This is a genomic window from Enterocloster bolteae (assembly GCF_002234575.2).
Lineage (GTDB): Bacteria > Bacillota > Clostridia > Lachnospirales > Lachnospiraceae > Enterocloster > Enterocloster bolteae.
This window is the reverse complement of record NZ_CP022464.2, coordinates 2,702,091-2,722,831: the sequence shown is the minus strand read 5'-3', so window position 1 is coordinate 2,722,831 and position 20,741 is coordinate 2,702,091. Positions and strand designations below refer to the sequence as shown.

General features: G+C 48.8%; 18 protein-coding genes and 1 pseudogene. 1 reads left to right on the top strand and 18 read right to left on the bottom strand.

The window, feature by feature from the left end:
- Window positions 1–197 precede the first annotated feature (197 nt).
- The 14 genes and pseudogenes from nhaC to CGC65_RS12640 form a co-directional block, all read right to left on the bottom strand.
- Entirely contained in the window at window positions 198–1,664 is a 1,467-nt protein-coding gene (nhaC, locus tag CGC65_RS12700) for a Na+/H+ antiporter NhaC (protein WP_039896948.1), read from the bottom strand.
- A gap of 20 nt (window positions 1,665–1,684) precedes the next feature.
- Window positions 1,685–2,809 carry an alanine racemase gene (gene alr / locus CGC65_RS12695; RefSeq protein WP_002567253.1) on the bottom strand — a complete coding sequence of 375 codons (1,125 nt, stop codon included), beginning with the start codon at window positions 2,807–2,809 and terminating at the stop codon, window positions 1,685–1,687.
- Between the two features lie 17 nt (window positions 2,810–2,826).
- Complete coding sequence (locus CGC65_RS12690) at window positions 2,827–3,909, bottom strand: threonine synthase (RefSeq protein WP_227126518.1); 1,083 nt, start codon at window positions 3,907–3,909, stop codon at window positions 2,827–2,829.
- A gap of 194 nt (window positions 3,910–4,103) precedes the next feature.
- Window positions 4,104–4,478, bottom strand: a complete 375-nt coding sequence (locus tag CGC65_RS12685) for a RidA family protein (RefSeq protein ID WP_002567251.1) — start codon at window positions 4,476–4,478, stop codon at window positions 4,104–4,106.
- Between the two features lie 201 nt (window positions 4,479–4,679).
- Window positions 4,680–5,312 (bottom strand): substrate-binding domain-containing protein, encoded by a 633-nt coding sequence (locus tag CGC65_RS12680; RefSeq protein WP_227178264.1) that lies wholly within the window; start codon window positions 5,310–5,312, stop codon window positions 4,680–4,682.
- Window positions 5,313–5,390: 78 nt separating this feature from the next.
- Window positions 5,391–5,561: pseudogene (locus CGC65_RS32530) on the bottom strand (LysR family transcriptional regulator); the annotation flags it as partial.
- 90 nt (window positions 5,562–5,651) lie between these two features.
- Window positions 5,652–6,818, bottom strand: coding sequence for a DUF4317 domain-containing protein (locus CGC65_RS12675; protein ID WP_002567249.1), 1,167 nt, complete (start codon window positions 6,816–6,818; stop codon window positions 5,652–5,654).
- A 235-nt stretch (window positions 6,819–7,053) separates the two neighbouring features.
- Entirely contained in the window at window positions 7,054–8,490 is a 1,437-nt protein-coding gene (locus CGC65_RS12670) for a four-carbon acid sugar kinase family protein (protein WP_002567248.1), read from the bottom strand.
- A 128-nt stretch (window positions 8,491–8,618) separates the two neighbouring features.
- Complete coding sequence (locus CGC65_RS12665) at window positions 8,619–9,533, bottom strand: creatininase family protein (RefSeq protein ID WP_002567247.1); 915 nt, start codon at window positions 9,531–9,533, stop codon at window positions 8,619–8,621.
- A gap of 27 nt (window positions 9,534–9,560) precedes the next feature.
- Window positions 9,561–10,343: an HpcH/HpaI aldolase family protein gene (locus CGC65_RS12660; protein WP_002567246.1), complete on the bottom strand. Its 783-nt coding sequence runs from the start codon at window positions 10,341–10,343 to the stop codon at window positions 9,561–9,563.
- Window positions 10,327–11,253, bottom strand: a complete 927-nt coding sequence (locus CGC65_RS12655) for an SMP-30/gluconolactonase/LRE family protein (protein WP_002567245.1) — start codon at window positions 11,251–11,253, stop codon at window positions 10,327–10,329. The genes CGC65_RS12660 and CGC65_RS12655 overlap by 17 nt, the downstream gene beginning before the upstream one ends.
- Window positions 11,254–11,270: 17 nt before the next feature.
- Window positions 11,271–12,695, bottom strand: a complete 1,425-nt coding sequence (locus CGC65_RS12650) for an L-fucose/L-arabinose isomerase family protein (RefSeq protein ID WP_007036200.1) — start codon at window positions 12,693–12,695, stop codon at window positions 11,271–11,273.
- Between the two features lie 23 nt (window positions 12,696–12,718).
- Complete coding sequence (locus CGC65_RS12645; protein WP_002567243.1) at window positions 12,719–13,546, bottom strand: SDR family NAD(P)-dependent oxidoreductase; 828 nt, start codon at window positions 13,544–13,546, stop codon at window positions 12,719–12,721.
- Window positions 13,547–13,582: 36 nt separating this feature from the next.
- A complete protein-coding gene (locus CGC65_RS12640) occupies window positions 13,583–14,650 on the bottom strand; it encodes an Ldh family oxidoreductase (RefSeq protein ID WP_002567242.1) in 1,068 nt (355 codons plus the stop codon).
- A gap of 455 nt (window positions 14,651–15,105) precedes the next feature.
- Between CGC65_RS12640 and CGC65_RS12635 the strand changes: the two genes are divergently transcribed.
- Entirely contained in the window at window positions 15,106–16,152 is a 1,047-nt protein-coding gene (locus CGC65_RS12635; protein ID WP_002567241.1) for a LacI family DNA-binding transcriptional regulator, read from the top strand.
- A 172-nt stretch (window positions 16,153–16,324) separates the two neighbouring features.
- On the opposite strand, the gene CGC65_RS12630 is transcribed toward CGC65_RS12635, so the two are convergent.
- The 4 genes from CGC65_RS12630 to CGC65_RS12615 are packed head-to-tail and all read right to left on the bottom strand — an operon-like array spanning window position 16,325 to window position 20,740.
- A complete protein-coding gene (locus tag CGC65_RS12630; RefSeq protein ID WP_002567240.1) occupies window positions 16,325–17,611 on the bottom strand; it encodes a TRAP transporter large permease in 1,287 nt (428 codons plus the stop codon).
- Window positions 17,612–17,617: 6 nt separating this feature from the next.
- Window positions 17,618–18,226, bottom strand: coding sequence for a TRAP transporter small permease (locus CGC65_RS12625; protein WP_002567239.1), 609 nt, complete (start codon window positions 18,224–18,226; stop codon window positions 17,618–17,620).
- Window position 18,227: 1 nt separating this feature from the next.
- Window positions 18,228–19,268 carry a TRAP transporter substrate-binding protein gene (locus tag CGC65_RS12620; RefSeq protein WP_002567238.1) on the bottom strand — a complete coding sequence of 347 codons (1,041 nt, stop codon included), beginning with the start codon at window positions 19,266–19,268 and terminating at the stop codon, window positions 18,228–18,230.
- A gap of 35 nt (window positions 19,269–19,303) precedes the next feature.
- Complete coding sequence (locus tag CGC65_RS12615; protein ID WP_002567237.1) at window positions 19,304–20,740, bottom strand: hypothetical protein; 1,437 nt, start codon at window positions 20,738–20,740, stop codon at window positions 19,304–19,306.
- Window position 20,741: the final 1 nt, after the last annotated feature.

Sequence of the window (20,741 nt, the reverse complement as noted above, 5' to 3'; positions counted from 1 at the left end):
CGGCAGGAAAATCATGCCGTTATAGCGCCCTGGCCCAGGGGCAGAAAACTGCCCAGACAGGAATCTTTCTTAATACAAAAATCCAGACAGCGGCCGTCTCTGGCCTCTGTCTGGATTTTTTTGTATACTTTGAAACACTCTTCTGTCAGTTTTCAGGTTATATTGATATGCTCACATGACATATTCCTGCCCCTTAACTAAAGTTCACCCATCACGTTCTGTTTATCATGGTCCTTTTCAAGCCGTTCGCTGACATCCACAAAATCCTCATCCTCATATATTTTATCAATATGGAATTTAGTGATTGAATATATAATGACTACAACCGGCGTAATGTAAAGCAGCGGAATATATGGAATAAACGACAATACAGATACACCCAGTGCGCCGGCGCAGAATAATGCATTTGTGTTCCATGGGATGAATAATGCTCCGTATGTTCCCCCTGCTTCCAAATCACGGGAACAATTTTTTGGAAGCATATTATACCGCTTATACAAAGGAGCCATAAGGGTTCCGGACATTACGATGGCAAAGTTTTGGCTCATTGCAACAGCATTTCCGACAAATCCAAACAATATAGTCAGGAAGGTAACGCCCGCTGTACCATGTATATGTTTTACTGTGGAATCTGCGATGCATTTCAGAACATCCATATGGTCCAGCATACCAGCTACCGTAAATCCAAACAATGTAACTCCAACCAGACTCCACATGCTTGAAATACCTCCGCGGTTCAGCAGCGTAAACAGCATCTCATTCTCTGTTTCAAGTGTAAACCCGCTGTAAAATGTATTGAATGCAGCCGCCACATCCATTCCCTGATAAAAAACAGCCACTGCAATCCCCATAACCGACCCGATAATGATACATAAGGTGGCCGATACCTTCTTAAGCAGCAGAACAATGGTCACAAGTAATGGTAAAAATGCCATAATACCCAGCTTAAAGTTTCCCTGAAGACCTTCCATCATGGCGTTTACTTCCGGCGAATCAATGTTTCCTCCATATTTAAATCCCAGCACAAAAAAGAATATCAATGTGATTAAATAGGATGGCACCTGGTCATATACCATATGTCTGATATGTTTAAAAATATTGACTCCGCATATTGAGGAAGCCAAGATGGTGGTATCTGACATGGGAGACATTTTGTCGCCAAAAAAAGCGCCGCAGATACATGCGCCTGCTGTGACAGGCGCCGGAATGCCAAGGCTGTTTCCAATGCCCATCATTGCAACCCCCGCGGTTCCTACAGAGCCAAGGGAGGTACCGCTAAGCAGTGATATGATAGAGCATAAAATAATTGCCGTTACGAGAAAAAATTTAGGATTAATGAATTTAATACCATAATAAATAACTGCCGGCGTTGTTCCTGCCGCAATCCATGTACCAATCAATGCCCCGACGGACAGCATGATAAAAACAGCCGGAAGCGATTTGGCCGTAAATTTAACCGCAATGTCTTCAAGTTCAGATGCCTTAAATCCGTAAAACATTCCAAACGGAATCAGGACCACCCAGAGCATTAAAAACATGGCTCCCATATCACCATCAAATATTACTTTTTGGACTGCAATCGCCGCGCAAATCACCACAAACACAATAATTGCAGGTACCAGAGACATTTTTCTTTTTTTGCTGTCTATATTCCTGTCTTTCATTTGCTTCCCCCATTTCACTTCTACATATTTAGATAATTTCTTGGTATACGAGCTGAAAATATAACAGTTGTTTCAGGAGCCGACGCATTGCACAGCTCTGCATAATCTCCTGCTGTCTGTGATTCTTCTCCGTTCCTTCCAAAAATCGTAACCTCATCCCCCACTTTTACTTCTTCTATATCAGTCACATCCAGGATTGTGTGATCGCAGCATATCTTTCCTATGATAGGTACCCGTTTACCGTGGATCAGCATTTCCCCTTTGTTAGATAAGGCACGCCGGATTCCATCTGCAAACCCTACCGGTACAACGGCAATCTTCGTTCTCCTGACCGTCCTATATAAAGGACCATAGCTGACTTCCGTATCTCTGGGTATCCATTTTATCTGCACAATATATGTATTCATTGACATACAGTTTTTGATGCCGCAGCAGGAATACCGTTCAGGACAAATACCATACAGAATGGACCCCACCCGGATGTAATCACCTGGCGTTTGAGGATACCAGATATATGGGTCTGAACTCATTAAATGTGTCTTTATGGAGATATTCTTTTTCTTTAACATCTTTATGAGTTCAAAGAATCTTTGCTGCTCTGCTAAATCCAGTGCCGCGTATGCTCCCTCTGTACCGGCTGCCGTGAGATGAGAGAAAACGGCCTCTGTGTTCAGATTGGGTAATGCATGTATTTTCGCCGCTTCCTCAGCAGCTTCTTCCAACCGGTCTTTAAGTACAATGCCCATCCGGCTCAGTCCGCAATCAACTTTCAAATGCGCCGGCAGGCTGTATGACTGTTTTACAAGTTCATCTGATATCTGTTTTGCCATTTCATAATCCGTTATTGTAATTATGAGCTTATGTTTTCCGGCAATTAGTAATTCCTTACTTTCTGCCGGCATCATCACCAGAATCGGAGCTTTAATTCCAGCCTCTCTCAGCTTTACAGCTTCTTCCATAAAAGTGACTGCAAACATGGGACAACCGGCTTTCTCCAGTTTTTTTGCTATGGGGACAGCCCCCAAACCATATGCATCCGCTTTAACCACTGCTATAATTCCCGTCTCTTCCGGAAGCCTATCAGATACTTTTTTGTAATTTTCAGCAATTACATCCAGGTCTATATCCATCTGTGTATACATCATAATTAATATCCCTTAAGTCAACGAACTTTCATTTGATATTGTTTCTCCAAAATATCCAAAGCCCCATCCAATCCTGTTATACTCTCCGGGAATTCAGGCAAATAAGAGGAAGTGACCTTTGTGTCTTTGACACCGCTGGCCGTAATTAAAAGTACGACCTTCTCGCCTTTTTTAATTTTCCCGCCGGCAACCAGCTCTTTCAGCCCTGCGTACGAGGCCGCAGATGCCGATTCACAGTAAACGCCTTCCTTTTGTGCCAGCTCACTCTGCGCCTGGTAAAAGTCCTCATTTTTCTCCAGGGCGATTGCCAATCCCCTTGATTTTCTGAGCGCGTAAAGTGAATGGTATGTGCCCCATTTGGTGGATATGGAGGATGCCACGCTATCCCATGCTTCTACCGGTTCAATCATTTCACATCCGGAATTATATGCCTTGGCCACCGGACCATAGTCTTCTACCGAAACCATCTGGGGAATATGGTTAATAAATCCCATCTCCTTTAATTCTGAAAAGCCTTTCATGATTCCGAACAAAGCATCTCCGTAGCAAATGGGAACAACAATCTTATCCGGAAGCTCATCCATCTGCTTATAAAGTTCATATGCAATCAGCTTATAGCCCTCGATAGCCCATGGATTGCTGCCCACAATCGGAACCACATAATTTGTGGCAGGATACCATCCACATTGGTTTACCAGATATTTCAGTACTTCCCATCTCTCAGATACTGTTTTTACACCAATTAATTTAGCCCCGTACACCTGCATGAATGTTTCCAGGGTTTTATTGACTCCTTTAACTGTCAGAATCACACAGGGCATTCCTGCCTTTGCTGCAAATGCTGCTCCGGATGCCCCATTATTTCCGGTCGATGCGTACACAACGCCAGGCACCCCCAGCTCCATTGCCTTATTTATCAAGACTGCATTCAGACGGTCCTTATGTCCCCAGGTTGGATTTCTCGTCTCGTCTTTTATATATAGATCCAATCCCAGTTCTTTTCCGATTGCCGGCAGCTTCGTAAGTGCTGTGTTTCCCACTCCAAGGTCAACTAAGGGCTGATTTCCTTTAAATGGAAGCAGTTCCCGATATGTTTCCATGCTGTTACCTGGAAACATCTTCAAAAATGTTGCCTTTTTTCCATCTGTTTTTGGGAGTTCATACACAGGTGTTATGTTGGAAACAAAGGTTTCTGTCCTGCAATAAGAACAGCCTTCATAAATACGTTCTGATTCAAATACATGCCCACATTTTAAACAAACTGATTTTCCTGTATACATTGATTTCCCCTCTGCTATACGGTTGCAATGGCCTCAATTTCAATATCTGCCCCTTTAGGAAGCGCCGCAACCTGGACGCACGCACGCGCAGGCGCATTCCCGCCAAAAAATGTCCCATATGCCTCATTCACTTCGCCAAACAGTTCAAGATTTGTTACAAAAATTGTGGTTTTTACCACCTTATCCAGACCGCTTCCGGCCTCCTTCAAAATTTCCCCAATATTCATCATGGACTGGATTGTGCGGTCTTTGATGCTTCCTTCCGCAATGGTTCCTGTTGAGGGATTGATTGGCAGCTGTCCTGAAACAAATACAAACCCATTGGCAGATATCCCCTGTGAATATGGCCCAATTGCTGCCGGTGCTTTTTTAGTTGATACACTACTCATTTTTTCTCCTTTCGAATAACCATTTTTTACTTGATACGTAGATTATAAGATCTCCTCTATATATTTGTCCAACGAATTAAATTGATTAAAATAATCTATTTTTCGAATTGTTTGCTATATAAGAAAAGAACCTGACTTACTTATGCAGGTTCTTTACATCCTATCCCTATTCTGTTGTCTGAACATAAGTTACCGCAGGATCTATTTCGGAATCATCTGAGGAAATAATTCAAAAAAATATCTCATGGCCGCAGACCCCAGTCTGGCGCGGTTATATGTCACATACAAATTTACATACCGTGCAGATATTTCTCCAACCGGAATTTCCACTAAAATCTCTGCCTCCAGCTCGTGTTTTACAAGGTCAGCCGGCAGGAAACAGCAGCCCAGGCCTGCTATGCAAAAGTTCTTCGCACTTCCAAGCATATTGCAGTGGATACGGTATATCCTTTCATCCAACAGAAGGTGCTCAGAAATATCTGACAGATAATTGTCCCATATATCAGAATATATCAACGGAAGATTCAACAAATCTTCCCCCCGTATTCCTTTCTGCAAACAGGAGTACTGCTCCCTTTTTCCCACAAGGACAACCTTTGATTTTTTGTAAAGCTGGCTTATCAGACTATTTGTGTTTATGTTATAGGCAGTGATTGCCAAATCCAGCGTACTGGTGTGCATCATTGAAATCAAAGTTTCTCCATGGTCCACAGTCATATTCACCGCTATGTCCGGAAAATCTCTGCTGTAGCGCACCATATCATCCGCAAACCAGCAATCATGAATCCATTGAGCACATGCAACATTCAAGTGGTCCTGGTATACATTCAGCATGTGTATTTCACGTAAAGCCACTGTTTCTACGTTGAGCAATTGTTTTGCATACTGCAGAAACAGTGTTCCTTCCTCTGTCAATTCAATTCCCGTTTTATTTCTTATTACCAATTGACATTTTGTATATTCCTCTAAAAGGCGGATTCGATTGGAAATTGTGGATTGTGCCACATACATAATTTCAGAAGCACGGGTAAAATTCTTACATTGAGATAAAACGATAAATGTCTGTAAACAATCAAAATTCATATGGTGATTCCTTACTCTCTTTTAAGACAGACTCTTCTGAATCTGCCTTTTCTGTTTTCCTGACTCTATCCCTGTCTGTTCAGACATGTCCTAAAAAGGTACATTTTCATCCTCATCCCCTTTCGGCGCAGCCACGGGGCGTACTGTGATTCCGTTAATCTCCACATGTTCATTGATGGCTATGACAATACAGGGCCGTCCCTCAATCATCCGGTTCTCCACCAGATATGTCTTATCTGGTGATACCTTGATGCTCACGTCCGGGGTCTTGATTTCAAAGCTCCTGGTGTTGACCACATTGGCTGCCACAAAGCTGGTGCCGGGGCCGTCCTCCACTTGCGCATACCTCTGTTCAAACTCCTCCAGCTTCTCAGGGGTGGCGCCGTTGGTCTCTAACAGCTTCTTCACCTGATACTTGTCCAGGGTCAGGGGGACAGGCTCATCCTTTGTCTCCTCCACCAGCTCGCTCAGGTTCTCATGGATGTTCTTCACTGTCTCAAAATCGCAGTTCTCACCCAGCGTCTCCTCCACAATGGCCTGAAACGTCTCCTTCTGGCTTTTGGCAGACATGGGAATCACGCAGCCTAACAGCTCGTCGATCAGGGTATCCGGCAGCTCTTCCGGATTCTTGGCATAGTACAAAAGGCTGTGGATATCCGTATTCCTGTCGTTAAAGGCAGGGAACAGAAATCCCTGGACGGGCGCTTCCACCAGCCAGTCCCTGTCGCGGTTTTCAATGGTATTTGTAAGGCTGTTGTAACACAATCCGGCCTTGGAAAGCTTGACAGGACAGATGGTACACTGTATGAATTCGTATACATAGTCCGACGCGTCAAACATCTCCGTACCGTCCGTTGCCTTGGCCGGGATATCGTAGGCGCAGTGGATAAGGATGATATAGTAATTCTCGCCGTAGTCATATGCCGCAATGACCTTGTCATAGAACTCCTCCAGTATCGCGTCATCCTTTAACTGGCTGTCCCTGAGCTTTAAGAGAAAATGCTGGGTACCTCCTTCTGCCTCCGTATGTAAAGGAAACTCCATATTAATCAGATTCTTTTCGATGGTCCCGGAAAGGGCGTTTCTGAATATGGTAAAATATTTAAAGGCCTCTTCCTCCTGGAGGGAGAGGAATGCCTCCTTAAGCTCCGTCTTTTTATTTTTCTCCGCGTCCACATAGCAGCCGCAGATACGGGTGATGGCGCAGCCTGCAGGTGTAAACAATTTTTTGATCTCATTTGCTTCTTTCTTATTCATGAACCAGTCTCTCCTAATCTCAAGTCTAATCTGAAATTCCATTTAATAGTAGACCAGATTTCCCAGGAAGTCAAGAGTCCTGCATCCGGCGATAACCAGGCATCTGCTGTCCGGTTTGAACGGCAGGCACAAATGCCCGGTTTGAACGGCAGGCAGACGAAAAAGGGCCGGCACCGCAGTCACAGACAATACGGTACAGCCCATTTTCCATTATACTATGTATATCTTATTCCGCTTATCGCCCCAGCAATATCTCCACTGCCTCCCTGAGAGTCGCATCCTCTCCCACATTACCCGGAAATATCACATATGGAATATGCGGAAACCGGCTCTCCTTCCCCGTCTGCCAGACCGGCACGCCGGGACATATCTGCCCCATTACCGTGGCCCGCTTCACCCGGAGCGCCTTTGTGCCCACATCAGATGAAGTGATGCCTCCTTTTGCTACCACAAAAGCGGGTACCACCTTCAGGTTCCCCACCAGGGACTGCACTGCCTCCGATATCTTCACGGAACGCATAAGGGCGGCTTCCCTGGTGTCATCCTTAAATTCCAGCAGTTTCCTTCTGGTATAGACCGCAGCCGTCTTTCCCTCCGCTATGGTCTGGCTAATCAGCTCCAGGGTCCGCTCTGTCTCTTCCCTGAATGCGGCGTCATTTAACACCAGGTCGGAATTGAATTCCAGGAACCGTATTCCGGGTACCTTTTTAAGCTCCATAAGCTGTCTGGTGGTCTTGGCTGTATGTGACCCCACCACGATGACGCCACCGTGTCCGTTCTCCGGCAGCGCCATCTTCTCCCTGGTAAGAAGGGGCTGGTCCGTGATGCCTCCCATCACCTTTACCAGGGAGGCTGCTGTCCGGAACAGGAACCGTTTTCCCTGCCCCATGGCCTCATAGAGAGCCAGGACAAAGACCTTTAAGTCGCCGTAGTCCACAGCGTTCACAATCACCTTATTAAAGTTCCTGACCTCCATCAGCTGTCCAGCCACCTTATCCACTCTGCCGTGTCTTAGGTCGTCCAGGCCGATGCAGATGACTTCACCAGCCGGATAGGCGCCTTTCGTCTTCTCCTCCACATAATCAGCCAGATTGGAAGAACGATATCCAAAGGTCCTGTCGGCGGCAAATTCCGTCTCCCCCGCAGGCACCAGTTCCCGGCCGTATCTGACATAGTGGATGTTTCCGATGGTAAAGCGTCCCCCCTCTTTGAAAAAGGGGCAGATGACTTCGCCGTCTGTTTCCTGCTGTCCTTCCCGGCTCAGTACATCCCGCAGCACCTGGGTCTCCAGGGGATAATGTCCCCTGAGTGTGGAATCGCCGCGGCTCATAATGAGAAAATCCCGGCCTGTTTTCCTGGCAGCCTTTACTATATTTCCGGCAATCTCCTGGTGGGCCTTTTTTGTCTCGTCCTCTGTAAAGCCCCTGGAGTTGGTAAGAATATAGAACAGGTTCCCTTCCTCCTGAAAGCCCTGCAGCACGGATTCCTCCGACCAGTCCGTATACACCGAGACGTCATGAACGGTCTGGACACCGGTGGGATCGTCATCCAGCACCACGATCTTCCTGCCGCTCCTTTTGATTGCGTCCCCAAGGAGCCGTTCAATCCGTCCCTCATCCCGTTCAGCCTTCTGCTCCAGCTCTCCTGCCGGTAATCTGGTGATTTCTCTCATATCCACCCCGCCTGTCTGTTTTTGATCTATGGTTCGCCTGCCGGCCTTTTTACCTGCCGGCCTTTTTACCTGCCGGCCTGTTTACCTGCCGGTCTGTTTAGCTGCCGGCAGGCTTTATTGCCTGGCTGTTATTTCTTCAGGTTGCCGTGTTCGTCGTGCATTGCGTCATACTGGATATTGTTGGTGCCGTTATAACCCAGAGGATTGCGGAAGCCCAGAGGATTCACGCCGCATGGATACTTTGTCTTTACCTCTTCAAGCAGTTCGCAGTACAGATCCGCGCATCTCTCCACGATTTTGTCGCCCTTTTCCTTGCTTGCATTGGTGGGATCCCCAATTACACCTGTATCCAGGTCATCCTTCTCCATCAGGGAGAAGGTTCCCTCGAAGTGGTACAGCATGCCTTCACCTGCTGCCTGGCCTGGCGCGATCTTCCACTTGGAGTCGATGAGGCCGTGGGCCTTGCCCGGTACAGCCAGGTCCATATGTACCTTGTCGGGATACAGGGACAGAGCCACAGAAGTCTCCGCCTCATCTGCATGCCACATAAATGTATCCAGTGTTTTCTTGTTGTCTCTCAGGAAATCATACCAGGTGCTGCCGATGGTAAAGTATCCCTCGATACCTAACTTATGAACCGCCTCAAACATGGACATGGTCTGGCCATGGGCGGAGATAATCAGGAACTTGTTAAAGCCTGCGTTGGCAGCGCCGCGGACGATATCGGTCAAAAGGCCCACATGGGTCTCAAAGGTCAGCGGGATGGTTCCGGGCATGCCCCAGTGGTGAGCCGGATGGGAGCCGTACATCGGGCAGGCGAGAATCATGGCGCCGGACTTTCTGGCAACCGCCTCAGCAATACCCATGGCGTTAAAGGAATCGCTGCCGCATGGGCAGTGAGGTCCGTGCTGTTCGATGGCTCCGATTGGAAGAATCGCAATGTCACACACTTCCTTTGCGTAAGCACAGTTTACAGCTGCCGTATTGTCCTGGAACCATACGGAATCTCTCTTGTCTAATTTGAATTCTGTCTGCTTTTTCATTTTAATATATCTCCTTTTATTTTAATATTATTTTGAATACTGGTTAAACTCTTTTACAATGTTTTTCGCCATATTTCCAATCATGCCCTGATCGGAGCTGATAGGGATATAGCGCACTCCCTTTTCCATCAGTTCCTTTGCCATCTGCGCGTTGTCCGCCACAGTGCCCACTGCCTTGCCCGCCTTGTTTACCTTCTCGATGATTTGGTCAATGGCTTCCAGAAGCTTTGGGTGCTTCCTCTGGCCCATCACATCCCTTCCCAGGGACTGGGACAAGTCCATGGGCCCGATAAATACCACATCCAGCTCCTCTAACTTAAGAATCTCGTCCAGATTGCCCAGGGATTCCATGGTCTCACAGTGGATAATAGTCAGAATCTCCTTGTTGGCCTTGTCAATATACTCCTGCTTATCCATCATTCCGTAATTGGCAGCTCTGTGGGTGGGCGCAAATCCCCTGTTTCCAAGAGGCGTATATCTTCCCGCGTCCACCGCAATCCTGGCCTGCTCCGGTGTATCCACGTTCGGCGCATGATAACCCAGGGCTCCTGTATCCAGGGCCTGCATAATGTTCACCGCCGTGGCTTCCCTGACCCGGACAATGGGCACGATTCCCGTCAGGTCTGAGGCCCTTACCAAATCCGTGATGGTTTCCGGGTTATAGGAGACGTGTTCACTGTCTATAACAAAGAACTCCATCCCGCTGCATCCCAGAATTTCAATCACACTGGGATCCACTGTCTTTACAAAGGTTCCGATTACGGCTTCGCCGTTTTTCAGTTTCTGTTTTACTTTATTTTCCCTGACCATTTAATATCTTCCTCCCGTTTTTATCTGCGCGGCCTTTAATCCGGAAGCTGTAGAGCGTGGTGGAGGCTGCCAGATAAAGAATATCCATGTCCGGTCCCCCAAAGGCGCAGTTGCCGGTCTGCTCAGGAACCTTGATGATTCCCAGATAGTCCGCATTTTTATTAAAAATATGAATTCCGCCCTGGGCGCAGCAATACACGTTTTCCCGGCTGTCCGTCTTCATTCCGTCAGGCAGGCCCGCGCCCTCTCCCGTTGTCTCTGCCCATACGGCCCCGCCGCTTAAGGTGCCGTCCGCTTCCACCCTGAACTTACGGATGTGCTTTTTCGGCGAGTCATTGACATAGAGGAAGGCTTCATCCGGGGAAAAGCACAGGCCGTTGGGATTTTCAAAATCATCTGCCAGCAGCTTAAGCTCCCCTGTCCCCGGGTCAAAGGAGAACACACCCTGGAAATCCAGTTCCTGGGGCCTCTCAAGTCCCACCCGGGACGGATTCCTTCCAAATCTGGGGTCCGTAAAAAAGATAACCCCGTCGCTTCTGACCACCACATCGTTGGGACTGTTAAGCTCCTTATCCCCATAATGGCTTACCAGCACTTCCAGGTTTTCCCCCTGGTCATTGGTCCTGGATATGCAGCTTCGCACATGCTCACAGACAATGATGTTGCTATCCATGTCATAGGCATTTCCATTGGCCTTATGTGTATCTTCCCGCAAAAGCCTTACCGTTTTGCCCTGTTCCAGACGGTAAGTCCTGCTCTCCGGGATATCGTTAAAGGTCAGGCATCCTGTAACATCGTTCCATATAGGGCCTTCGATGAAGGTAAAGCCGGAACAGACCGTCGCAAGATCCTGTTTCACATCCACCACATCGAAAAACCGTTCATCAAAACTCTCATAGAAAAGTCCCACTTACACCGCCTCACATTCTACTGTATCACAACCGGCTCAATGTCCAGCAGACTGCACAGATTGATAAGTTCCTTTTTATAATGGCCCGCCACACCGCTGATGTGGTTGGAGTTGAATCTGTCCACAAATTTCTCAATATCAAAATCCGCTTTCATAAATGCAACCGGAAGCTGATGCACGCCTCTTGCTTTCACAAAGGCATCCAGAATCTCCTTGGACGGATCCACAAACTCTGTCTCAATAATAAACATCTGATACTTTCCATCCACCCTGCAAAGCCTTGCCATGGTCATCTCGCCCGCGCTCGGCACGGTAAAGGTGACAGCTCCCCCGGAGGGCCTGTTTGCCCTGCGCAGCTCGATGTTCTTCATGTTCCTGCATCCGTCGCAGCACCGGCCCGCATAGTAGGTGCACATGGAACCGCAGTTTGGAAGGTATATAAGCTTTTCCTTGTATCCCACATGGCTCACATCCGCGAACATGGTGGGCATTCCCCCGGAGATAAGTTTTAACATCTCCATGGTCAGGGCTCCGTCCGCATCAGCCTCACAGGAAATAGGGAATGGGTCGAACTCCCCGTCCGCATCGTATCCGCCGTTGAGCAGTGCCGTGGAAATGCACTGGGGCGCCCTGAAATTCGTCATGTCCGGCATACATTTGATGGCGCCGAAATCCAGATGGCGGTCAGCGATAATATCCTTGGTTGCCAGATAACAGGCCACCTGATATTTTAACCGCTCTTCGGTCAGCTTTTCGTCATACTTCACAGAGCCCACAGAATCCACCAGCCACTTGAATACGGCTTCCACCCTGCTCTCATCAATCGCCTCAGCCCTGCGGACGATTTCTTCATGGTCAATGTGGTCGCTGTCAATCTGAAACAGTTTCTTCCACTGCATGGGATCAAAACTTCCCGTGTCAATGCCCAGGGAACGGCCTCCGATAAAGCCGAATATCCTGCCCTGCAGCTTTCTCACAGCGGCAGCGGCCCGTATGTAAGGCATCATCTTGGTGTCAAACAGATTCGGGTGCTCATCCGTAAAATCCTGCTGTATCCGAAGATGTTTGTAGCCTATCTGGTTTAACGCTCCTCCTGAGCCCAGGAATCCTACGGTTCCATGGGTTCCGGGATCGTCATTGGAGAGCAGTATGGTGGGAAGGCCCATATTCAGCACTCCCCGGACCACTCCGTTGGGCCAGGTCCAGCAGGGGATATTGGCAATAAATACTTCCACCCCCTTCTTCTTAAGCTCATCTGTCTGACGGTCAATATCCTGGGGAGAACGTGCCACGGTGTCAAAGGTATGCAGCTCCATCTCATAGTCAGCAAAGTATTCAACGGTCCGTTTTATCCTGGCTGCTGTCTTTTCCTCGTAAAGCACCTTGTACTCATGTTCTCTTGCATCGCTAAAGGTAATCATGCCGACTTTCGGCAACCCCATTTTCTTCACCTTTTATTCCTCCTCTACTTTTGCTCCAGCTCCATAAGCTTCTCATACTGTTCATCCGTAACCGTCTTGTAACCCGGTACCGGGAATGCCTGGAAGCTTCTGCCGCCGTCAATGTATATGGACTGTCCGTACACGAAATTGGAATCATCGCAGGCCAGGAACACGGCCAGCCTTCCGCATTCATTAGGAGTTCCGATCCTGCCTATGGGCGTCCTGGAAATCACCGTGTTAAACAGCTGTTCATCCGATCCAACACGCCTCATAAGCTCACTCTCAATGGGACCCGGACAGATGGCATTTACCTTGATGTCATAGGGAGTGAGAGCCACAGCCTGTACCTTGGTCAGCTGGCTGACTCCGCCCTTGCTGGTGGTATAACACATCTGGCTGTCCAAGGCCAGGTAAGCGTTCACAGAAGAAATATTGACAATGGCTCCGCCCTGCCCCTGCTTTACCATCTGCCTTGCCGCCAGCTGGCCTCCAAAGAACAGTCCCTTCAGGTTGACGCCCAGAATCCTGTCATACTGTTCTTCCGTGATGTGCAGATAGTGGGTCTTGTCAGGATCATTGATTCCCGCGTTGGCCACAAAAATATCCAGCCTTCCGTACTTCTTTACTGTCTCGTCCACCAGCATCTGGTTATCCTCGATAGATGAAACATCGGCCTGCAGGTACAGCACCTCTCCCAGCTTTCCCAGCTCTTTTGCCGCCTTCACGCCCTCTTGGGCGTTTCTGGAACAAATGGTGATTTTTGCGCCTTCCTTCAGATACTCTTCCGCGATTCCATATCCGATTCCCTTTGTACCGCCGGTGATAATGGCAACTTTATTTTCCAGTTTCATATTGTATCCTCTCCTTATATTATGTGTTCAGATAAATCACTCTTGGATTATGGTCAGCGGAGCCTGGATGTCATATTCCTTCTTAAGCTCTGCCAGTTCCTCGTAGGTGGTCACCGGAATAGGAAGACCGTTCTGACGTCTCTCCTGTTCCTTACGGTACTCAATCTCGCCCGGCAGAAGCATCTGAGCCCCTTCCTGCCACATGGGCGTTGCCTTCAGCTGGTCCTTAAACTGCGCCATGCGCTCCTTCATCTGTTCCTTTGATATAATCTTGGAGATATCCATGGCGATAAAGAAATGGCCGGTCAGGCTTGGGTCCTTGGGATTGGCGTACATGCTCTTCATATCCTTCGAGAAAACGCCTCCTGTTATCAGGCCGGATAATATGTCCACCACATAGGATAAGCCCAATCCCTTGTGTCCGCCCATGGGCAGCAGATATCCGTCAAAGGCTGCCTGGGGATCATCGGTGGGACGGCCGTTCTTATCAGTTGCCCAGTCCATAGGAATCTTTTCCTTCTTCTTTATTGCCAGGGTAAGCTTGCCGCCGGCCACCACGGAAAGGGACATATCCAGCACAAATGGGAATTCGCCGTATGTAGGGATGCCGAAGGCAATGGGATTGTTTCCTGTCACCGGAACACTGGCTCCCGGAGCCACAATCAGAGGTTTTACATTGGTCATGGCAATTCCAATCATGCCCCGCTCAGCCGCCATGCGGGCATAGAGGGCGCCTGCTCCAAAGTGGTTGCTGTTGATGACGCCGCAAGCCGCTATGCCACTTACAGCAGCGTGGTCCATGGCGCGCTCCATACCTGCCCTGCCGCCGATGAATCCGGCTGCCGCGTCCACGTCCAGGACCTCAAGGCATCCCTCGCCCCGCACCACCTTGATCTGAGGGTTGGTGTTAATGGCCCCATTTAACATTCTCTTAAAATAAGCCGGAACCCGAATCACGCCATGGGAATCAATTCCCCAATAATTGGTATTTACAAGACATTCTGCATGATACTTCGCATCTGGTTCGCTCATTCCGGCCTTCTGGAATAATTCCTGCGTAAACGCAGTCACGGTTTCACCGCGCATCAATACTGTATTGCCCACTGTTTTTCCTCCTGATTACTTGTTTTTATCTGTATTTTCCAATTATGTATACCTATTCATTTTATTTTTTTATTTAAGCTGTATCTTCCGTTTTTTTAACTTAAAGTATTAAAACTGTTGTTTTTCGAAATATACAACTTTGTTTTTTGCTGTTTTTGAATACGTATACATTTGTTTGTAAACTCATTATATTCCCAATGCCGCCTGTTCGTCAATGTATTTTTTAACTTTTTAAGTATTTTAGTTATTTTACTCAAACTATCATTACATTTATTGTACACTTCTAACAATTTCTATTTGGTATTTTTTAAATTACAACGCAGCTGCTGCATTATAAATCGTATTCACCCATATTTTCCCTTTGTTACCTTGCAAATAACCATAATTTATGGTACTGTTAACTATATTCAGTGCGGTTACCGCACATATTCAGCACACCAAGGAGGATTTTTCTTATGAAAAGCTCTGATTCTGGCGACAGCATCCAGAATACCGGCAAGCGCGCAAATGGGCGCGGCCACAATACCTCCATCGACGTGGCAAAGCTGGCCGGCGTATCCCAGGCCACCGTATCAAGGGCCTTCAATCCCGCCTCGAAGATGAATCCATCTACGCGCCAGCGGGTTCTGGACGCTGCCAGCGCCTTAAAATACGCCCCTGACGCGATTGCCAGGAGTCTTATATCCAACAGCACCAACATTGTGGCCGTCATTATGCAGAACACCACCAATCCATTCTACGCAACGGTCTTAAGCAAGCTTTCTATCCGGCTGCGCTCCATGGGCAAGCAGATCCTGTTTTTTTATCTGGACGATGAAGGCCATATGAAGGACCTAATCCATCAAATCCTGCAGTACAGGGTGGACGGCATCCTGATCACATCCGTGACCCTGACATCCGATCTGGCCGATACCTGCGTGGACTTCGGGGTTCCTGTGGTTCTGTTTAACCGCTATATGAATACCCCTGGAATCCAGGCTGTCTGCTGCGACAACGTACAGGCAGGGCGCGACTGCGCGGATTACTTTTTCATGAAGGGCTACCGCAGCTTTGCCTTTATAGGAGGCCACGACGAGGCTTCCACCAGCCACGACCGCCGCAGAGGCTTTGTGTCCCGTCTGGAGGAGCGGGGAATTCATGACTGCTCTGTCATCAACACCCCGTTTACCTACGAAGGGGGCAGGGATGGTTTCAGAAGGCTTCTGGAGCAGGAAGGAACATGCCCCAAAGCCCTGTTCTGTGTCAGCGACCTGGTCTGCGCCGGAGTCCTGGACTGCGCCCGGTTTGAATACAATCTGAAGGTGCCGGAGGACGTGGCAGTCATAGGCTTCGACGATATAGAGCTGGCTTCCTACAACTCCTACAGCATCACTTCCTTTGTCCAGCCCATGGACAGCATGATTGACAGAGTATTGGATTTGCTGCTGTCAGAGAAGCAGCCCTCGGAATCCACCAATCTGACGCTTTTCCCCTGCACCTTAAAGACCAGGGGCACCGCATGAGACGCCGCTGTTTAAGCAGCGTTCCGCCTCACTGCTCCGTGTCGGATAGCCTGCATGAATCTGCATAAGATATGGCCTTATTCTGTTAAATGAATGAGCGCGGATTAAAACAACGCAAAAACGGCGGCTTTGATTTGTCAAAGCCGCTGTTTCATATCCGGTTCTGTTGCTGTCAAATCACTCCCATCGCCTCAGGCAGCGCCATGGATATCTGTGGTATGTATGTAACCAGCATCAGAAGCGCCACCATGACCACGATCCACGGCCATATCTTCCGCGCCAGCTTATCAAAGGATATCTCCCCCACCTGACAGGCCATGAACAGATTGGCTCCCAAAGGCGGAGTGATAAAGCCGATGGACAGGTTCATTACCACGATGATTCCGAAATGGATGGGATTCACTCCCAGCCTGGTCACAATCGGAAGCAGGATGGGCGTCAGGATAATGATGGCCGCATTGGTCTCCATGAAGGTTCCCACAATCAAGAGCAGTACATTGATGAGAAGCAGCACCAGTATCTTGCTGCTGGTCAGTCCCAGAATGGCATCCGCAATCATGACCGGCACCTGGGTAATGGTCAGGATGCGTCCGAAGCCGGTGGATATGCCTATGATGAGCAGTACCGGCGCGCACATCAGCACGGAACGGTACATAATATAAATCAGGTCCGACGGTTTGATCTCCCTGTATATAAAGAGTCCCACAATCACACCGTACACGCCTGCTATGGCCGCTGCCTCGGTGGGTGTGAATACGCCGCCGTAGATACCGCCCAGGATAATAACAGGAATCATCAGACCAGGAATGGCCTTCAGTATAATCTGCCATATCTCTCCCGGAGTATACCGCTTATCTTCCCCTTTATACCCATGCCTTCTTGAATAGAATACTGAGTACAGAATCAGGCCAGCCCCAATAAGAAGCCCCGGCATGATTCCGGCCATGAACAGGCCGCTGATGGAGGCGCCTGCCGCTACGGCATAGACCACCATACAGACGCTTGGCGGAATGATTACGCCCACGGTTCCTGCGGTTGCCACCAATGCACTGGAATACCCCTTGTCATAGCCATTCTTCACCATGGCCGGAATCATGATAAGTCCGATGGCTGCCACGGCCGCAGAGCCTGTGCCCGCGATAGCGGCGAAGAACAGGGATGTGACAATAGTCACAATGCCCAATCCGCCTGTAAACCGGCCAGTGAATACCCTCGCCAGGTCTATAAGGCGCCTGGAAATACCGCCCTTCCCCATAACCTCCCCGGCAAATGTAAACAAGGGAACCGCCATCAGAGGAAAGGAATTCAGTCCCTGTATCATGGATTGTACAAAGGTGGTCATGCTGATACAGTCCATGGTCCGGATGGTGGTCAGGGAGGCCAGCCCCAGGCTGACGCCAATCGGGATGGAAAGCAGCAGAAACAGAATCAACGATACGAACAATAAGATTGCAACCATAAGCCTTTATTCCCCCTTCTCCAACAGTTCCGCCGCCTCTTTTTCCGCCAGTTCCAGGACATCCTTTACCTTGGGTTCAAAGCAGATCCGGTTGTTCTCATAATAATCGCCGTCGTAGTTCACAAACCGTTCCAGATCATCCCCCCAGTGCCGGAATTTCCACACCAGGATCTGGATGTTGCGCACCACCATCATAAAGAAGCCCAGCATTCCGGCCAGATAAAGGGCGTTGTAGTTCCACGGAACAGCTGTCAGCATATCCTGAAAACGCCATGCGTCAGAACAAAGCTGCACCATTGCCCTCAGCCCGCCTGCGGAAAATACGAGAAAGAGGACATCGCATAAAATCAGAATGGCTTTCTGGGTCCGGACCGGGAACAGCTCCCTGAAAAAGCCCACCCGCACATGGCGGCTTCCCCTGGTCAGATAGCCAAAGCTGGAAAAGGACATCCATACAAACAGCAGCCTGGCCACTTCCTCGCCCCAGGAAAATCCTGTTTTAAAGATAAACCGCAGCACCACCTGCACAGTAACCAGCAATATCATCAGGGAGAAAAAGAGTACCATGAGGATTGCCTCAAAATTCACATCCAGCCATCTCAATGTTTTTTTCATTTTACTCCTCCCCCTGCTCCCGCCGCTCAGCCGCCACGGCAGCCATCAGCATGTTATATGTATCCTCTCCGCAGTTGGCTATAATATCGCCCTTAATGGACGCGTTGATTTTCTCGCCCAGCTGTCTCCTGACAGAGATATCCACGTCGTTGACAGGAAAACCTGCGTCCTCAAGCTGCTTAAGTATCTCCTCCTCGCTCTGGTCCGCCAGTTCCCAATTATAATCAATGGCCTCCTGAGCGCTCTCCATGATAAATGCGCGGTCGGAATCCGACAGGGAGTTCATGAAATCCTCATTGGCATACCACAGGAAATTCGTGAACACATGCCTGGTCAAGGACCAGTACTTTTGTGCCTCGTAAAATTTCTCAGTATAGAAGCTGGTGGTGGCGCATTCCTGACCGTCAATCAGTCTCTGCTGGAGGGACGTAAACAGTTCGTTCCAGCTGACGCTGGTGGTGTTGACTCCCACCGACTCCCACGCCTTAATCTGCAGCGGATTATAGCCGCGGATTTTCAGGCCCTTTAAGTCCTCATCAGTCTGTATGGGACGCTTGCTGTTGGAGAAATTGCGGAAGCCCAGCTCCATATAACCGATTCCCGTAAGGTTCATCCGTTTTAAGGGCTCCATCATTTTCTTTCCGGCCTCGCTCTCAAACACCCGCTTTGCGTGGGCCGTGTCGTCAAACATGTAAAAGCTCTCCCATGCGGCGAATTCCGGCATGGCCCTTGTAAAGTTGCTGGTGGTGGAGCCGCTCATTTCGATATCCCCGCGCCTGCACTGTTCAAATGTATCCTGGACACTGCCCATCTGTCCACCCGGGAATATAACCACCTCCATACGCCCCTCAGACCCTGTCTCCACCAGATCCTTGAACTTCAAAAATGCCTTGTGCAGCGGTGTGTTTACATTATTGTCATGGGCAATCCTGATTGTGATCACATCTGATTTCTCCGTCTGGGCGCATCCGGTGAGCGCAAACGCGCTCACCGTCAGAATACAGACAAGACCCATGGCTGCTTTTATGCGCCATCTATCCATAAGATACCTCCTCCCATCTTCGTCCCCTCTGCTGCTTATGCTTCCAGTACCTCTAAATCACATTCCTTTGCAAATGCCTTTACCTCCTCCACGTAATCCCCATATACGAGAGCGAAGTGATGTCCCACGAACTTCTGGCACTCATGGAACCGTTTTGCGTCCTTCACCGTGTAGCGCACCGCGTGCTTGCATTCAGGTGTAAGATAGTCGTCGCATCCATTGATGGTGCCTTTTGCAACCATAATTTTCTTCATATCCGGACTCATGTTAATCATGGTCAGCGTTTCCCCGTTATCCTTGGAGAAATCATAACGCATGGTGGTCCCCCATGAATCCATTGTAAAGGAAACGAATTCCGTAGGCAGGGCAGGCTCGTCGTAACCCTTCATCTGGGCGCAGGCCACATCGTGAAGAGTCCTGCACTGGTTTGTATTCTTATCCAACACCATGGTATTTCCCATGTAAGGAGCCTTTCTGGCAATGTTCATAAGGATGGTGATGGTCAGCACAGACCCCACGTCGCCGGCGCAGGCAGAGGCGATTCCCTCATCCTTAAACAGGGAATGGGCCAGGCAGAAGGTCAGCCTCCTGCGGTTCAGCTCCCTGGTGGCGCAGACCTCGAAGCAGGGGATGGTAAATGCATTGCAGTCGTAATGAGCCATCATTTTCTTAATAGTCTCATAAAACTCCGTATCATTGAGTATGTATTCAGCCGGCATATGTACGCCCTGGGATTCCTTTTCCAGCTTATCGGCCAGCGCTTTTGCCTCTGCCTTCTCCTCATCCGTCAGTGCGTCCAGCCACTGAAACACCTCATCCGAGTTCACATGGGAAAACCGCACCTTGAACTTCCTGGTGATATCCTCCAGGTTCAGGTAAGAACTCTGACATCCAAAGGTGAGCATAGCGCTCTTTAAGGGGAAGAATATCTTTGTGCAGGCCAGAGCCTTCTTTACTCTCAGGGCTGCAAATGTGCGGTTCATCTCCTCGAAATCCAGGAATGCATAGCCGGGTTTTCCCTCGGCAAACAGGTGGGCAGTCATATCCACATGGTCGCATTTGGATATGGCGGATTTATTAGGAGTATGGCCGATAGGTTTATCTGTCCGCTTAGACAGTTCAACCGCGAAGTAGGAAGAAATTCTCAGGCCGCGGATCAAATAGAAATCAGTCTTTGCATCGTCTTCCAGGGCCTTCTGAATCTGTTCCTCCTTAAGCGCGAAATCCTCATTCCAGAAAATAACCACCGGCTCCAGGAATTCCACATTGCGCAGGTCCGCTTCTTCCTCCATCTCCTTCTTGAAAATATCGAATTCCTTCTGAGTTACTTCCATGTCGGATTCCGTTGTCAGGGCATATCCCTCACCGTAACGGCACGGTCCCATATACGCATGTATATGATACATGGTAAATAAAATCGGTTTAACTGTCAACTTTACATTTAATGTACTCTTTTCATTAATCTTGCTCATA

What these genes read in the sequence shown, in the direction of transcription:
- CGC65_RS12645 (WP_002567243.1), bottom strand. Translation starts at nt 13,546, where the DNA reads ATGAAACTGGAAAATAAAGTTGCCATTATCACCGGCGGTACAAAGGGA.
- CGC65_RS12615 (WP_002567237.1), bottom strand. Translation starts at nt 20,740, where the DNA reads ATGAGCAAGATTAATGAAAAGAGTACATTAAATGTAAAGTTGACAGTT.
- nhaC (WP_039896948.1), bottom strand. Translation starts at nt 1,664, where the DNA reads ATGAAAGACAGGAATATAGACAGCAAAAAAAGAAAAATGTCTCTGGTA.
- CGC65_RS12650 (WP_007036200.1), bottom strand. Translation starts at nt 12,695, where the DNA reads ATGGGGTTGCCGAAAGTCGGCATGATTACCTTTAGCGATGCAAGAGAA.
- CGC65_RS12675 (WP_002567249.1), bottom strand. Translation starts at nt 6,818, where the DNA reads ATGAATAAGAAAGAAGCAAATGAGATCAAAAAATTGTTTACACCTGCA.
- CGC65_RS12630 (WP_002567240.1), bottom strand. Translation starts at nt 17,611, where the DNA reads ATGGTTGCAATCTTATTGTTCGTATCGTTGATTCTGTTTCTGCTGCTT.
- CGC65_RS12665 (WP_002567247.1), bottom strand. Translation starts at nt 9,533, where the DNA reads ATGAAAAAGCAGACAGAATTCAAATTAGACAAGAGAGATTCCGTATGG.
- CGC65_RS12680 (WP_227178264.1), bottom strand. Translation starts at nt 5,312, where the DNA reads ATGCTGAATGTATACCAGGACCACTTGAATGTTGCATGTGCTCAATGG.
- CGC65_RS12670 (WP_002567248.1), bottom strand. Translation starts at nt 8,490, where the DNA reads ATGAGAGAAATCACCAGATTACCGGCAGGAGAGCTGGAGCAGAAGGCT.
- CGC65_RS12685 (WP_002567251.1), bottom strand. Translation starts at nt 4,478, where the DNA reads ATGAGTAGTGTATCAACTAAAAAAGCACCGGCAGCAATTGGGCCATAT.
- CGC65_RS12620 (WP_002567238.1), bottom strand. Translation starts at nt 19,268, where the DNA reads ATGGATAGATGGCGCATAAAAGCAGCCATGGGTCTTGTCTGTATTCTG.
- CGC65_RS12625 (WP_002567239.1), bottom strand. Translation starts at nt 18,226, where the DNA reads ATGAAAAAAACATTGAGATGGCTGGATGTGAATTTTGAGGCAATCCTC.
- CGC65_RS12690 (WP_227126518.1), bottom strand. Translation starts at nt 3,909, where the DNA reads ATGGAAACATATCGGGAACTGCTTCCATTTAAAGGAAATCAGCCCTTA.
- CGC65_RS12660 (WP_002567246.1), bottom strand. Translation starts at nt 10,343, where the DNA reads ATGGTCAGGGAAAATAAAGTAAAACAGAAACTGAAAAACGGCGAAGCC.
- alr (WP_002567253.1), bottom strand. Translation starts at nt 2,809, where the DNA reads ATGATGTATACACAGATGGATATAGACCTGGATGTAATTGCTGAAAAT.
- CGC65_RS12635 (WP_002567241.1), top strand. Translation starts at nt 15,106, where the DNA reads ATGAAAAGCTCTGATTCTGGCGACAGCATCCAGAATACCGGCAAGCGC.